Source organism: Actinokineospora sp. UV203, from assembly GCF_056323665.1.
In genome coordinates this window covers 278079-292739 of sequence record NZ_CM150484.1, presented here as the reverse complement: position 1 = coordinate 292739, position 14661 = coordinate 278079, and the positions used below count along the sequence as shown (strand labels likewise).

Sequence of the window (14661 nt, the reverse complement as noted above, 5' to 3'; positions counted from 1 at the left end):
CAGCCATGGAGCGGGCGATCGTGCGCGACGTGCGCACGGACCTGTCCACCGCGCGGGTGGAGGTGACCGGGGTGGGGCATCACCCCGGCAACGCCGCCCACGTGTTCGGCCTGCTCGCCGCGGTGGGTGTCTCACCCACCGCGGCCTGCGGGCAGGCGGGGACCATCACCTTTCTGGCACCCCTGGACGCGGCACTGGCCGCGGCCCAGCGGCAGTTGGGCCACCGGATGCGCGTGGACCCGGACATCGCCGTGGTCACCTTGCGCGGCGCGGGTTTGCGGACCGACCCGGCGATCCTGTCGACCTTCTGCGAAGCCCTGCTACTGGCCTCGGTGCCGCTCAACCTGGTCACCGCGGAGGCCACCCGCATCTCGGCGGTCTGCTCGGGTTCGCGGGCGAACGACGCCGTCGCGGCGCTGTGTGAGGCGTTCGAGGTCCCAGTGGCCGAGGAGCTCGCGGTGACGTCGGGGCGCTAGTCCTCGACCCGCGAGTTCCCCGTTCCCGACAGCGAGTTCGGGGTTCGCTCGGTAAGTGTGGTGCCGCTCGGGTGGTTTGGCCTTGCCCACGACGACCCAACCGCACATCCCCCAACCCGACCGGCACCCACAATCAACGGCGGCCACAACCCCGAACCGCGAACTCGCTGTCGGGAACGTCGAACTCGCTTGCCGGAACGTCGAACTCGCTGTCGGGAACGTCGAACTCGGTTGCCGGAACGTCGAACTCGGTTGCCGGAACGTCGAACTCGCTTGCCTGGCGGGGGGACTCGCGGGTGGCGGGGAGCGGGGGCACGCCCGGGCCGGGCGTGCCCCCGCTCGTCACTCCTCCACGGCTACGAACCTCAGCTCCGAGGTGTAGCCCCGCCCTTGGTCGTCGACCAGCCAGGTCTGATCCGGCGTCGGGAGCATCTCGGTGACCGTGAACTTCCCCAGCGGATCGGTCCGGGCCAACCGCCGCACGGCTTTCAGGAAGATCGCCACGTACACTGGACTGTCGAAGTCGACGAAGAACGGCCGGGGTTCGGTGGGCGAGACCACGAACACGAACCGCGGCAGGTCGCCGCGCCAGCGCCGTGCGAGGGCGAAACGACGGGCTTCGCTCTTGTCTCCGGCGAAGGCCAGGTCGGCGGCGGCGAACCGCCAGGTCTCGCGGGCGACGACCATCCTGTCGATGGTCACCCGTGGGGCGTGGTCGCTCTCGGGCAGCAGCCGGAACAGGTCCATCACCGTCGTGGTGAGCACATGCGAGAACACGTCCGCCAAGTCGAACACGGACCCGTCCGGCAGCACCGCGACCAGTTCGCCCGAGCGCGACTCCACTCGGACGTCGGCACTCAGCACGGTGCGCGGCCGGGCCGGATCGACCGTGTGGTCCACAAGGGACACGTAGTAGTCCTCGTCGCGCACCAGCGAATGCCGGATGCGCGCTGAGAGCCGGGACCGGTGTTCCTTGGGCAGCACGGGAAGCAGCCGGGGTCCCGGGTGGTCGACCGACGTCGCCGCCAACAGCTCCTCCGGCGCCGGATGCTGGTTGACGAACAGCGACGATCCCAGGGTGTTGCTGGCCACGTGCAGCTCGCCGAGCACCAGTTCCCCAGAATCGGTGATCATCAGGTCCGGCGAGAAATACCGGGCGGCGTTCCATCCCGGTGTGGTCCCGCCGAACGCCGAACGCACCCGTTCCGCGATGTCCACACTGGACACATGGACCTGGTTTCCGTCCGCGGGCAGGATTTCCGCCCATCGCCGCCAGAACTCGCGCTGCACGTCCTCGGCATCGCTGGACCCGTGCAGGACCGGCATGCAGGCGAACCAGAACGTCGCCAGGTCGACCGGGCCGAGCCGGTCGAACAGCTCGCGCACCCGGCCCATGATTCGCTCGGCGACTGTCGAGGTCAGCCAGGCCGCGGCGGTCAGCAGCAGGTCCAGCGGCGCGAGGTCCTCGGCCATGTCCACGCCGAGGCGAGCGGTGGCCGAGCGGGTCGAGTCGGAGTACACGATCGCCCGGCAGGGCGCGGTCCCGGAGCCCTTCTCGCGAACCGCCGAGACCTCGGTGAGCGCCGAGAAGTCGGCCTCCACCGCGGACAAGGCGTCCACCAGCTCGTCCGGACCGGCCGCCGCGACCCGGTCCCGGCCGCGTTCGAGCACGTCGAGCATCTCCAGGCCGCGGTCTCGCGCGGCGGTGTCTCCGACCCCGTCGAGCCAGGCGCGCAGGTGGCGCTCCGGTCGGGCGTCGGCGGGCACCTCCAGCCGCCAGACGATCCAGCGGCGGCGGACCAACTCGGCGAGTTCGGCGTCCGCGCCGAGGTCGCGTGCGGGCGTGACGCCGTCGCACGCGGCCAAGACCGCCAGCAGCTCGGCGGACACCGGCTGCGGCGGGCGGGCGGGGACGACGACGCCCTCGTCGGTGACGCGCACGAACGGCACGCGCCGGGGCGCGATCCAGCCGCTCAGCTCCGGGTCGGCGCCGATGGTCTTCGCCAGCGTGTCGATCGCCCAGCTCGCGAAGTACACGTTCGTCCGGGCGACCAGCCCTTCGCCGGGGTCGACCTCGACGCCGTGGGCGGCGGTGTCCCAGCGGCCCCAGCCGACCGGGCCGAAGAAGCCGATGGTGTCGTTCTTGACACAGAACCGCTGCCAGTAGTGGGCGACCAGTTCCTCGCGCTGCCGCGGCATGCTGCTGCGGCTCGCGGCGGTGGGTGTCCACGCCAGGAACGGCTCGACGCCCGTGCGCAGGACGGGCCGGTTCTGCCAGGCGACCGCGGCACGGAAGTCCGGCGACCGCGCGATGTCCTGCAACTCCCGCGCCGTGGCCACCGCCGCCTCGCCGAAGAAGTCCTCGAACGCGGCCCACTCGGCGCCCGCCAGGTCACCGTGGGCGAACTTGTCCGCGGCCTCGGCCACCCCAACCGGTGCGAGGCGCAACACCCCCGAGGCCGGGAACCCGGCCCCGCGCAGCGCGAACTGCTCCCACAGCCGCCACCTGTCTCCCAGACGCACCATCGCCTAGGCCGCCGTGTCGACGACGCCGGCCAGATCCGCGGGCGACGGGTAGGCGAAGACCAGCGCGACCGGCACGTCGACACCGAGCGCGTCCTGCAGCCGGGCGGTGATCTGGAACGCGGTCAGCGAGTCGCCGCCCGCCTCGAAGAAGTCGCTGTCGGCATCAAGGGCTTGGTCGTTGAGCGTCTCCCGGTAGATCGCGGCGATCAGCTCGGACACGTCGGCGATATTCGTGGTCATGCCAACTCCTTCTCGGTGTGGGTGAGGTGTGCGGCGGTGTTCCCGCCGGAGACGATCACGGCGGCGGTGCCGGCGAACCCGGCGGTCAGCGCCCCCGCGAGGGCGACCGCGCCACTGGGCTCAGCGTCGATCCCGCAGCCACGCAACGCGGCCATCGCGTCCCTGATCGCGGCATCGGTGACGCCGATGAGGGTGTCCACCCGGCGGCGGACGATCGGAAAGATGATCTCCCCGGGCCGCTGGCCACGCAGCCCGTCGGCGATGGTGTCGGGCGGCGGCAGCTCGACCGGTCGCCCGGCGGCCAGGGATCGGGCGTAACGCCTGCCCGCCACCGGTTCGACGCCGACGATCCGCACCGGATGGGCGAGCACGGAAGCCGCCAGGCAAACCCCGGCGAGCAACCCACCACCCCCCGCCGGCACGAACACGACATCGATCTGGGGCGCGGCCTCGAAGACCTCCAGCCCGACCGTGCCTTGCCCGGCGATCACCAGCTCGTGGTCGGAGGACGGCACGAAGGTGGCCCCGGTCTGCTCCGCGTAGGCCCGAGCGGCCAGCTCACGTTCGGCCACACCACCGGGGACGGACACCACGCGCGCGCCCAGGTCGCGGATGACGGAGGCCTTCGCCGCACTGGCCCCCGCCGCCATCATCACGGTGACACTGACCCCGAGCCGCCGACCCAGAGCCGCCACGGCGATCCCGTGGTTGCCGGATGATCCCGCGACGACCTCGACGGCGTGGTTGGCGAGCATGGCGTTGGCGGCACCACGGGCTTTGAAAGAGCCGGCGGATTGCAGGTGCTCGGCCTTGAGCAGGAGATGTGGGAGGGAGCGGTCGGTGAGCAAGGGGGTCTGTCGCACGTGAGCGCGAATGCGGTCGGCGGCGGCCAGGACATCGGCCAGGCCCAGTTGGGTCTCGGATGTCGTCACCTGCCACCGTCCACAGCGGACAGAGCGCGCCGATCCACCTTGCCCGAACGAGTGGTGGGCAACCGATCCACCCGCTGAAACCGCCGAGGCATCATGTGCGGCGGCAGCGAAGTAGCCAAGTGCGCGCGAAGCGCGGCATCCGTGACATCCGACAGATCCCCCGCGACATGCCCGATCAGAAACACTCGCCCCTGACCGTCATACTCCGTCGTGACAACTGCCCCAGCCACAAGAGAATGTGCCAGCAGAGCCCCCTCGATCTCGGCCGGATCAACCCGATGCCCCCGAATCTTGAGCTGCCGATCACCACGCCCAAGGAACTCGAGAACCCCGTCCGCACGAGCGCGAGCAAGATCACCAGTGCGGTACATGCGCGAACCGGGCAGGCCAAGGGGATCGGGAAGAAAACGATCGGCCGTCAACGCGGGCTGCCCGGCATAGCCGCGCGCCACGCCGACCCCGCCGATGTATACCTCACCGACCTCACCGGACCGGTCGAGAAGATGCGCGGTGACCCCATCGATCGCAGTGCCGACAAGGTCGACAGAGGTCTCCGGCTCGACGGGCACAACGAACCGGGTGGAAGTCATCGTGCACTCCGTCGGCCCGTACTGGTTCACCAGCCTGCCCGAGATCCGACCCCGCCCACCGGCCGCCAGGAACGGCCGCAGCGACTCCCCACTGCACACCACCAGGTCAAGGTCCAGCGCGGCCTGGGCGGCGAGGAACGACGGCGTGGTGCTCAAAATCGTGTTCACCCCGTGCGCGCGCACCAGGTCCGCGAACTCGGCGGGCCGCAGCAGCGTCGAGCGCGCCGCGACCACCAGCCGCCCCCCGGCCACGAGCGGGGCGAAGATGTCCCGAACCGACGCGTCATAGCCCAGCGGCGCCAGTTGCACCGCCACCGTATGAGCACCAAGGGCGTAGTCCCGCGCGACGAACCGCAGGTACGAATGCAGCCCCCGGTGCTCGATCAGCACCGCGTTCGGCTCACCCGTCGACCCGGACGTGTGGCTGACATAAGCCAACATCCGCTCGCCGACCACCGGCAGCGCAACACGAACGTCCGGGTTGGACAGTCCGATGGTCGGACCCGGAACCGTCACCGGCGACTCGACGTCGGTGATCAAGAACCGCGCCTGACCCGACCGGGCCATCACGTCGAGCCGGGGCCGAGGCTGGTCCACATCGAGCGTCAGGAACGCCCCGCCCGCCCGCAGCACCGCCGCCATCGCCACGGCCGCGTCGGCCACCGAGCGGGTCGCGACCGCGCACACCTGCTCCGGCCCGACTCCCGCACCGACGAGAACCCTTGCCAGAGCGTCGATCCGGCCGACCAACTCGCCATAGGTCCACGAGAAGTCCGGGGTGGTGATCGCGACCCGCGATGGGTCGTGCGCGGCGATATCGTCGAGGAACATCACTGCCGGGCCCTCGACTGGTCCACAGCCACGAACCGCAGCTCCGAGGTGTACTTGTGCCCCTCGTCATCGGTCAGCCACGCCTGCTCCGGATCGGGCAGCATCTCGCTGACGGTGAACCGTGCCTCGGCGTCCTTGCGGGCCAGTCGGCGGACCGCCTTGAGGAAGATGCTCACGTACACCGGGCTGTCGAAGTCCACGAAGAACGGTCGCGGCTCCGTGGCCGACACGACGAACACGAACCGGGGCAGCTCGTGCCCGGCCCGCCACTGCCGGGTCCGGACGAACCGGCGGGCCTCGCTCTTGTCGCCCGCGAAGTCCAGGTCCGCCGCGATGAACCGCCAGCTCTCGCGGGAGACGACCATGTTGTCGATGGTCACCCGCGGCGAGTGGTCGCCGTCCTGACGCAGGGTGAACCGGTCCATCACCCGGTTCGTCATCGCGTTGCCGAACACGTCGAGCAGCGGGAACTCGGCGCCGTCGGGCAGCACCGCCACCAACTGGTCACCGCGCTCGCACACCTGGACGTCGGCGCTCATGACCGTGCGGGGCCGGTGCGGGTCGGCGGTGTAGTCGACCATCCCGACGAAGTAGTCCTCCGGCCGGATCAGCGCGGGCCTGCTGCGCGCCGACCACCTCGGCGGCTGCTCCTTGGGCAGCATCGGCATCACCCGCGCGCCCGGGAAGTCGGTGTCCGTCTCGGCCATCAGCTCCTCGCGGGCCGGGTGCTGGGAGACGAACAGCGACGCGCCGATCGTGTTCATCGCGACGTGCAGCTCGCCCAGGACCAGGTCGAACTCGCCGCGCTCCACCGCGTCGGCGTCGTCGGCGACGATCAGCACGTCCGGGCTGATGTAGCGCGACTGGTGCCAGCCCGCGCCGGGCTCGTCGAACTCGGCGAGCACCCGCTCGGCGATGTCCGCGCCGCGCAGCCGGACCCGGCGGGCGCCTGGCGGGGCGTCAATGATCCGCGCCCACCGGCGCCGCAGCTCCGCCTGGACCCGGTCGCTGTCGGCGACGGACTCGGCGTGCGGCGCGGGCAGGCACTCGAACCACAGCGAGCCGAGGTCCACCTCGCCCTGCCGGTCGCGGACGCGCTCATAGGCTTCTCGAATCCGACCGCCGACGACTTCGGCGAACCGGTTGGTCATCCACCGGGCGGCGGTGAGGCACAGGGCCAGCGGGGTCAGCTCGTCGAGGACCGCCGAGCCGATGCGGGCGGTGGCCGACCGGCGGGTGTCGGAGTACACCAGCGCCCGGCACGGCGCGGTCTTGCCGCCTTTCTCGCGCTGCGCGGTGGTGTCGGTGATGGCGACGAAGTCGGCTTCCAGCGCGGCGAACGCGGTCGAGAGCCTCGCGGCGTCGACACCGGCCGCCGCCACCTGGTCCCGCCCCTGTTCGATGAGGTCGAGCATCGCCAACGCGCGGTCGCGCGGTGCCGGATCGCCGATCCGCTCAAGCGCGGCCCGCAAGTGTCGCTCCGGATAGGTGTCGGCGGGAATCTCGATGCGCCAGGTGATCCAGCGGCGCGCGGTCATCGTCTCCAGCGCGTCCATCACCTCGGGCAGCTGCGCGCCCACCGCGGCGGCGAGCGCGGCGGGCAGCCGGACGCCGTCGCACAGCGGCAGCAGGGCCGCCATCAGCGGCGGAACGTCCTGCGGCGGTCGGCCCGGCAGCGGGACGCGCCCGTCGACCACCCGCACGAACGAGACCCGGCGCGGCGCGATCCACTCGCGCATCGCCGGGTCGGCGCCGATGGCTTTGGCCAGGGCGTCGATCCCCCAGCTCGCGAAGTACACAGTGGACTCGGCGGTCACACCCTCGCCGGGCTCGACCACCACACCGCGGCGCGACAGGTCCCAGCTGCCCCAGCCGACCGGGCCGAAGAAGCCGATGGTGTCGTTCTTGACGCAGAACCGCTGCCAGTAGTGGGCGACGAGCTCCTCCCGCTGGCGCGGCATGCTCGTCCGCCCGGCGACCGAGGGCTCCCAGGCCAGGAACGGCGCGATGCCCGAGGTCAGCACCGCGCGGTTCTGCCACGCCACGGCCGCCTGGAACCGTGCCGAGCCCGCGATCTCCTGCAGGATCGACGCGGTGCGCACGGCCGCCTCGCCGAACGACTCCTCGAACGCCGCCCAGTCCGCACCGGACAGGGCCGTGCCGGGGTCGAACTTGTCGGCATCCTCGGCCAGGCCTGCGGGCGCCAGCCGCAGCACACCCGAAGCGGGGAAACCTGGGCCGCGCAACGCGAACTGGTTCCACAGCCGCCAGTCGCCGACGGGCAGACTCACGTGCTCAGGCATCGCTCAAAACCTCCCGTGGGGACTCGGTGGGGACACGCAGCAGCCGCATCGCGTGCAGCAGGTTGACCGTGGCGAGCGTGGCCAGAGCGGCCACCATGAGCAGGGTCGCCTGGATCCCGGTGTGCTCCATCAGCACACCCGCGGTCAGGAAGCCGAGCGGACCGGCGATGTTGCTGATGGTGATCACCGACTGCAGCACCTTGGGCCGGTACTCGGCGGACACGCGGGCGGTCAGGATCCCGAAGAACGGCGCGTTCGACAGCGGCACCGCGGCCGCCGAGAGCGCCGCGCCGAAGACCAGGACGTAGATGGGCGCCGGCAGCACCAGCAGCCACAGCGGCAGCGCCAGCAGCACAACCGAGACGCCCATGAGCCGTTCCGGGGTGACCCGGTTCGCCACCGCGAAGGTGACCAGCGAGCCGATCAGCGCGCCCGCGCCGTAGCCGCCGACCAGCAGCCCCGCCGCCCTCGCGTCGCCGTCGAACCGCTCGTAGGCCAGCAGCGGCAGCGCCAGCGCCAGCACCCGCAGCAGGAATCCGTAGACCACGGTGGAGATCACCGACTGGCCGAGGAACGGGTCAGCGCGCAGCTTGCGCACCCCGGCCATGATCCCCGGCGGTCCACCCGCCTTCGCCCGCACCGATCGGGCGGCTCGGGGCACGGCGAGCAGTAGTGCCCAGGACAGCGCGAAGGTGGCCGCGTCGATCCAGAGCACCTGCGCGGCGCCGAGGAACGGGATCAGCGCGCCCGCGGTGGCCGGGCCGGCGAGCGCGGCGATGTTGACGCTGCCCTCCATCACGCCGTTGGCCTTGGTCAGGGCCCGGGTGTCGGTGCCGATCAGCTCGACCGCCAGCACCCGCTGCGCGGCGTAGTACGGCACGCCGAGCACGCCGATGATCGCGACGATGACGAGCAACGTCCCCAGGCTGAGCAGGCCCATCGAGTGCAGGATCGGCACCGCGGCGATGGTGGGCGCGCGCAGGGCGTCGCCGACGAGCATCGTGCGGTGGGCGCCGAAGCGCTGCATGACCTCGCCGCCGATGAACCCGAGCAGGGCGATCGGCAGCACCTGCACGGCGAACACCAGCCCGGCCCGCAAGGCCGAGCCGGTGGTCTCCAGGACGAGCCACGGCAGCGCGAGCATCGTCATCTGCGTGCCGAACGCCGAAATCCCTCCCGCGGTGAACACCGCGAGCAGGCCCGCCCGGTTGCCGTCGGCGGTCACGGCGCCGCGCACCACTGCAGCACCGCCCGCGCGCTGTGGTACTTGTTCTCGGCCTGGTCGAAGGCGATGCTCGACGGCCCGTCGAGCACCTCGGCGGTGACCTCTTCGCCGCGGTGGGCGGGTAGGTCGTGCATGAACGCCGCCCCAGGGCATGACTCCATGAGCCGCTCGTCGACTTGGAACGGTTCGAAGACGTCCCGCCAGTCCGGCGTGGGCTTGACCGACCCGGTTGTCTGCCACCGGGTCGTGTAGACGATGTCGACAGCGGGCAGGTCCGCCATGTCATGGCCGTGGGTGACGACCGCGCCGCTGGTCTTCGCGCTCACCGCGGCCCGGTGCAGGAAGCTCTCCTCGACGCCGTAGCCCACCGGCGTGCGCAGGTGCAGTTCGGCGCCCCGATAGCGCGACAGCGCGAGGGTCAGGGCCGTGGCGGTGTTGTTGCCCTCGCCGACATAGAGCACGCGCAGCCCCTCGACGTCGCCGAAGTGGCGGACCATGGTGGTCAGGTCGGCGAGTGCCTGGGTCGGGTGCTCGACCGCGCTCATCGCGTTGATCACCGCCATCCGGCTCTGCGCGGCGAACGCCCGTAGCTCGGCCTCAGGTCCCGCCGTGCGCGCGACCAGCACGTCGAGCATCCGGGAGAGCACGGCGGCCGTGTCCTCGGCGGACTCCCCCGTGTTCTCCTGCAGGTCGCCCGGACCGTAGGTGATCAGGTTGGCGCCCAGCCGGAGCGCGCCCGCGGAGAACGCGGTGCGGGTGCGCGTCGAGGTCTTGCGGAACAGCACGCCGACGACGGCGTCGCGCAGCGGCCGGTCGGCCTCAGCGGTCCCGGCGGCGAACTCGACGCCCCGGGCGACGATCCAGCGCAGGTCGTCGTCGCCGAGGTCGTCGATGGAGATCAGGTGTCGGCGCATCGTGTACCCCTCAGCCTGCGCGCAGCGCGGCGCGCAGGACATCGAGCCCGACTTCGAGCCGGGTGATGTCGATGATCAGCGGCGGCAGGAGTTTGATGACCTCGTCGTGGCGTCCGCACAGCTCGACGATCACGCCGTGCTCGAAGGCGTAGCGCTGCACCCGCTGCGCGCGTTCGGGTCCGCCCGCGCCGCCGAGGTCGATGCCCAGCGCCATGCCGCGGCCGCGCACCTCGGCGGCGGGTTCGGCCGCGGCGATCTCCGCGCCGAACCGTTCGAGGCGCCGCGCCGCGACAGCGAGGTCGGTGCGGAACTTGGTCTGCTCCCACAGGTCGCACGCCGCGGTGGCGGCGACGAACGCGAGCTGGTTGCCGCGGAAGGTGCCGGTGTGCTCGGCGGGCTCCCACACGTCGAGTTCACGGCGGAACAGGGTCATCGACAGCGGAAGCCCGTAGCCGCCGATGGACTTGGAGACGGTGACGATGTCCGGGACGATCTCGGCGTGCTCGAAGCAGAAGAACTTGCCGGTGCGGCCGCAGCCCGCCTGGATCTCGTCGAGGATCAGCAGCACGCCGTGCCGCTCGGTCACCGCGCGCAGGGCCCGCAACCACTGCGCTGAAGCCGGGTACATCCCGCCTTCCATCTGCATCGGCTCGACGATCACCGCGGCCGGGATGTCCACTCCGGACGACGGGTCCGACAGCAGCCGCTCGATGAAGCCGATCGAGTCGAACGTCCCCTGTGGACCGTCCTCGTACGGCACGAACGTCACGTCCTGGCCGCTGACCCCGCCCGCGCGCCGGGCCCGGCGGCTGCCGGTGACGCCGAGCGAGCCGCGCGACATGCCGTGGTACGCGCCGGTGAACGCGATCAGACCGGTGCGGCCGGTGACCTTGCGGGCCAGTTTGAGCGCCGCCTCCACCGCGTCGGTCCCGGTCGGACCGCAGAACTGCACCTTGTAGTCCAGGCCGCGCGGGCGCAGCACGGTCTCGTTGAACGCGGTCAGGAACTCGCGCTTGGCCACGGTGTACATGTCGAGGCCGTGCACGACGCCGTCGGCGGCGAGGTAGTCGACGAGCCGCCGCTTGATGAAGTCGTTGTTGTGGCCGTAGTTCAGGGTTCCCGCGCCGCAGAAGAAGTCGATGTAGCGGCGGCCGTCCTCGGAGTACAGCTCGGCGCCCTTCGCCCGGTCGAACACGACCGGGAACTTGCGGCAGTAGCTGCGGACCTCGGACTCCAAGTCCTCGAACACAGCGGTCGTGCTGGCCCGGACGGGTTCCATCCGGTGCGGCGCGATCGTCATCGGGTGTCCTCTCTGCTGATCGTCGCGGCGGGCTGTGCGGCCCGCCGTCGTGGCGCCAGGGCGGGCATCGCGGGCAGGTCGGACATCCGCGGGTAGCCGGGCAGCGCCGCGGCGAGCGCCGCGACGGTGCCGTGGTCGAACAGGGCGCGCACCGGCACGTCGATCCCGAGCGCGGACCGCAGGCGTACCGAGACCCGGGTGGCGAGCAGGGAGTGCCCGCCCAGGTCGAAGAAGTTGTCGTGGGCGCCGACGGCGCCGACGCCGAGCACGTCGCCCCACACCCGCGCCACGGCCAGTTCGTCAGCCGTCCGGGGCGCGACAGTGTCCTCGGCCGCGCGGGCGGCGGGGACGGGGAGCGCTTTGCGGTCGACCTTCCCGGAGGCGGTCAACGGGAACGCGTCGAGCACGACGTAGGCGGCCGGGGCCATGTAGTCCGGGAGGGTCCGGGTCACGAACTCCCGCAGTTCGTCGGGGCCGGGCGCCTCGCCGTCGGTGCTGAGGTAGGCGGTGAGCTGGTACTCGCCGGTCGGAGTCGGTGTGGGGTGCACGACGGCGGAGCGGATTCGGTCGTGCGCCAGCAGGGCGGCCTCGATTTCGCCGGGCTCCATGCGGTGCCCGCGGATCTTCACCTGGTGGTCGGCACGGCCAAGGATCTCCACCGCGCCGACCGAAGTGCGGCGCGCGAGGTCGCCGGTTCGGTAGAGGCGGGCGCCGGGGACCGACCCGTGTGGGTCGGGCACGAACGCGGCGGCGGTGAGGGCGGGTCTGCCGTGGTAGCCGTGGGCCAGGCCTGCGCCGCCGATGTAGATCTCGCCGACTTCCCCCTCCCCCACCGGTTCCACGTCACCGTCGAGAAGGTGGATCACCGTGTTCGCCGCGGGCGTCCAGTCGAGGACGACGCCTTCGGCGTCGAGCCGGGCGGTGGTGGCCCAGACCGTGATCTCCGTGGGCCCATACAGGTCCCACACCCGGGCGCCGTCGGCGCTCAGGGCGCGGGCGAGTTCGGCGGGCAGCTTCTCGCCGCCGCTGAGGACCGTCAGGCCGGGCGCGGGCGTCCAGCCGGTCTCGACGAGCATGCGCAAGGTCGTCGGGGTGGCCTGCACCAGCGCGGGCCGCGTGTCGGCGATGAGCCGGACCATGCGTTCGGGGTCGCGGGCCTGCTCGGTATCGGCGATCACGACGTGCCCGCCGACCAGTAACGGCAGGTAGAGCTCCAGCACCGACGGGTCGAACGACATGGTGGTCAGCCCGACCACGGCGGCACCGCGTGCCAGGCCCGGACGGTCGGCCATGGACACCACGAAGTTCGTGAGTCCCCGGTGGTGGATCATCACACCCTTGGGCGTTCCGGTGGAGCCGGACGTGTAGATGATGTAGGCCAGGTCGGTCGGACCGCTCTTGTGGCCGAGCGCGGTGTCCGGGCTGCCCGCGATGGCGGCGCGGTCGCGGTCGACCAGCACCGTGGTCACGCCGGTGAACGCGCCTGCGGACGATTCCTGCGTGATGACCACCTCGGCGCCGGCGTCGGCGCGCATGAACTCCAGGCGCTGGGCCGGGAACATCGGATCGAGCGGCAGGTAGGCGCCGCCGGTCTTGAGCACCGCCAGGAATGCGACGAGCAGGTCGGCGCCGCGCTCCAGGTGGACCCCGACGAGCGTGCCGGGGCCGACGCCGAGGGCGCGCAGGTGGTGGGCGAGGCGGTTGGTGGCGGCGTCGAGTTCGGCGTAGGTCAGCTCGACAGAGCCCGAGCGCACGGCGATCGAGTCCGGTGTGGACAGTGCCTGGCGGGTGAGCAGCTCGGGCAGCGTCGCGTCGGGCAGTTCCCGTGCGGTGTCGTTGCCCAGGGCCAGCAGCCTGCGGCGCTCCTTGCCGGGCAACGGTTCCACGCACCTGGCCAGGTCCGACACGGCCGCTTCCGGCTCGGCGAGCACGGTCTCGAGCAACCGGACGTACCCGCCTGCCAGGCCGCGGACCGTGTCCTCGTCGAACAGGGCGGTGGCGTACTGCAGCCGGGCGCCGATGCCGCCGTCGGGCCGGACACGCAGGTCGAGCACGATGTCGAACGCGGAGGCGCCCAGCGGCGCGGGCACCAGCTCGACGTCGAGGCCGGGCAGCGCGATCTCCTCGGTTCCCGCGGGCAGCAACGAGAACGTCACCTGGAACAGCGGGTTGCGCGACATGTCCCGCTCCGGCGCGAGTTCGCCCACCACGCGCTCGAACGGCAGCTCGGCGTGGGTGAACGCGGTGAGCGCGGTGTCGCGCACCCGGTGCACCAGGTCACCGAAGGTGGCGGCGCCCGCGGTGTCGGTGCGCAGGACGACGGTGTTGACGAACAGGCCGATGAGGCCTTCGATATCGACCCGGCCCCGGCCCGCGACCGGGGTGCCGACGGCGATGTCGGTCTGCCCGGTGTAGCGGGCCAGCTGCGCCTTGAACGCGGCGAGCAGCACCATGAACCGGGTCGAGCCGTGGCCGCGGGCGAGCCGGTCGATGTCGGCGACGAGCGCCGCGGGCAGGTCGAACCGCAGGACGTCGCTCGCGCCGTCCCACTCCGCCGGGCGAGGCCGGTCGGCGGGCAGTCGCAGGGGTTTGAGACCGGCCAGCCTGCCGCGCCAGTAGTCGAGCGCGCGGGCCAGCCGGGGGCCCTCCAGCAGCTCACGCTGCCGGTCGGCGTAGTCGCCGTACTGCAGTGAAAGGGGCGCGAGATCCGCGGGCACACCGGTGGTTCGCGCGTGGTAGCCCGCGGCGAGCTCGCGGCCGAGGATGCCCCACGACCAGCCGTCGAAGGCGATGTGGTGCACCACGAACAGCAGCAGGTGGTCGTCGGCGGCGATCCGGCCCAGGGTCAGCCGCAACGGCGGGTCGGCCGCGAGGTCGAACGGCTTGGCCAGCTCGCGGTCGAACAGCGCCGGGATGTCCCGCTCCCCCGCCAAGTCCACGCGGTCGATGACGATGTCGACGTGGTCGTCGACCTCCTCGACCGGCACCCCGTCCATCGCCCGGTAGCGGGTGCGCAGCACCTCGTGCCGGTCGACGATCGCGGCGAACGCGCCGGTCAGCGCGTCGACGTCGAGACGGCCGCGGATGCGCAGCGCCATCGGCAGCTGGTAGTCCGACGAGCCGGGCCGCAACTGGTCGAGGAACCACAGCCGCTGCTGGGCGAACGACGCCGCCCTCGCGGTGCCGATCCCCCGCTCCGAACCGTTGTGCCAGTCCACAATCCACGCTCCCGCCGGTCACCAGTGGTGACCGAAAGCGTGCTCGGTCCAGGACACCTCCCGACAGAGAAGGAACCGCAGCCCCGCTCCGCCGGTGCCGCTGCGC

Annotated in this window: 11 protein-coding genes; 1 reads left to right on the top strand and 10 read right to left on the bottom strand. The window is 71.7% G+C overall.

From position 1 onward, the window contains the following. Nucleotides 1-5: 5 nt before the first annotated feature. Nucleotides 6-476, top strand: coding sequence for an aspartate kinase family protein (locus tag ACUZ2Y_RS01420; protein ID WP_476326118.1), 471 nt, complete (start codon nucleotides 6-8; stop codon nucleotides 474-476). Nucleotides 477-609: 133 nt separating this feature from the next. On the opposite strand, the gene ACUZ2Y_RS01415 is transcribed toward ACUZ2Y_RS01420, so the two are convergent. From ACUZ2Y_RS01415 to ACUZ2Y_RS01370, 10 genes are read right to left on the bottom strand one after another with little or no spacing between them, the layout of a single operon-like run. Next, on the bottom strand, nucleotides 610-822 hold the full coding sequence (locus tag ACUZ2Y_RS01415) for a hypothetical protein (protein WP_476326116.1): 213 nt from the start codon (nucleotides 820-822) through the stop codon (nucleotides 610-612). After that, on the bottom strand, nucleotides 819-3002 hold the full coding sequence (locus ACUZ2Y_RS01410) for a lantibiotic dehydratase (RefSeq protein WP_476326114.1): 2184 nt from the start codon (nucleotides 3000-3002) through the stop codon (nucleotides 819-821). The genes ACUZ2Y_RS01415 and ACUZ2Y_RS01410 overlap by 4 nt, the downstream gene beginning before the upstream one ends. Nucleotides 3003-3005: 3 nt before the next feature. Further along, entirely contained in the window at nucleotides 3006-3242 is a 237-nt protein-coding gene (locus ACUZ2Y_RS01405) for a phosphopantetheine-binding protein (protein ID WP_476326112.1), read from the bottom strand. Further along, nucleotides 3239-4174, bottom strand: coding sequence for a threonine ammonia-lyase (locus ACUZ2Y_RS01400; protein WP_476326110.1), 936 nt, complete (start codon nucleotides 4172-4174; stop codon nucleotides 3239-3241). The genes ACUZ2Y_RS01405 and ACUZ2Y_RS01400 overlap by 4 nt, the downstream gene beginning before the upstream one ends. Further along, nucleotides 4171-5595, bottom strand: a complete 1425-nt coding sequence (locus ACUZ2Y_RS01395) for an amino acid adenylation domain-containing protein (protein ID WP_476326109.1) — start codon at nucleotides 5593-5595, stop codon at nucleotides 4171-4173. Before ACUZ2Y_RS01395 ends, ACUZ2Y_RS01400 begins: the two co-directional genes overlap by 4 nt. Next, the gene (locus ACUZ2Y_RS01390; RefSeq protein WP_476326107.1) at nucleotides 5595-7898 is read right to left on the bottom strand and encodes a lantibiotic dehydratase; all 2304 of its coding nucleotides are present in this window, start codon (nucleotides 7896-7898) and stop codon (nucleotides 5595-5597) included. Before ACUZ2Y_RS01390 ends, ACUZ2Y_RS01395 begins: the two co-directional genes overlap by 1 nt. Further along, entirely contained in the window at nucleotides 7891-9135 is a 1245-nt protein-coding gene (locus ACUZ2Y_RS01385) for an MFS transporter (RefSeq protein ID WP_476326105.1), read from the bottom strand. Before ACUZ2Y_RS01385 ends, ACUZ2Y_RS01390 begins: the two co-directional genes overlap by 8 nt. Then, on the bottom strand, nucleotides 9120-10037 hold the full coding sequence (locus tag ACUZ2Y_RS01380) for an ornithine carbamoyltransferase (protein WP_476326103.1): 918 nt from the start codon (nucleotides 10035-10037) through the stop codon (nucleotides 9120-9122). The genes ACUZ2Y_RS01385 and ACUZ2Y_RS01380 overlap by 16 nt, the downstream gene beginning before the upstream one ends. A gap of 10 nt (nucleotides 10038-10047) precedes the next feature. After that, nucleotides 10048-11337 carry a diaminobutyrate--2-oxoglutarate transaminase gene (gene ectB, locus ACUZ2Y_RS01375; RefSeq protein WP_476326101.1) on the bottom strand — a complete coding sequence of 430 codons (1290 nt, stop codon included), beginning with the start codon at nucleotides 11335-11337 and terminating at the stop codon, nucleotides 10048-10050. Further along, nucleotides 11334-14555 carry an amino acid adenylation domain-containing protein gene (locus tag ACUZ2Y_RS01370; RefSeq protein WP_476326099.1) on the bottom strand — a complete coding sequence of 1074 codons (3222 nt, stop codon included), beginning with the start codon at nucleotides 14553-14555 and terminating at the stop codon, nucleotides 11334-11336. The genes ectB and ACUZ2Y_RS01370 overlap by 4 nt, the downstream gene beginning before the upstream one ends. Nucleotides 14556-14661 lie beyond the last annotated feature (106 nt).

Excerpts from the sequence above, each read along its gene's own strand:
- ectB (WP_476326101.1), bottom strand. The coding sequence starts at position 11,337 with ATGACGATCGCGCCGCACCGGATGGAACCCGTCCGGGCCAGCACGACC.
- ACUZ2Y_RS01420 (WP_476326118.1), top strand. The coding sequence starts at position 6 with ATGGAGCGGGCGATCGTGCGCGACGTGCGCACGGACCTGTCCACCGCG.
- ACUZ2Y_RS01405 (WP_476326112.1), bottom strand. The coding sequence starts at position 3,242 with ATGACCACGAATATCGCCGACGTGTCCGAGCTGATCGCCGCGATCTAC.
- ACUZ2Y_RS01395 (WP_476326109.1), bottom strand. The coding sequence starts at position 5,595 with ATGTTCCTCGACGATATCGCCGCGCACGACCCATCGCGGGTCGCGATC.
- ACUZ2Y_RS01380 (WP_476326103.1), bottom strand. The coding sequence starts at position 10,037 with ATGCGCCGACACCTGATCTCCATCGACGACCTCGGCGACGACGACCTG.
- ACUZ2Y_RS01410 (WP_476326114.1), bottom strand. The coding sequence starts at position 3,002 with ATGGTGCGTCTGGGAGACAGGTGGCGGCTGTGGGAGCAGTTCGCGCTG.
- ACUZ2Y_RS01390 (WP_476326107.1), bottom strand. The coding sequence starts at position 7,898 with ATGCCTGAGCACGTGAGTCTGCCCGTCGGCGACTGGCGGCTGTGGAAC.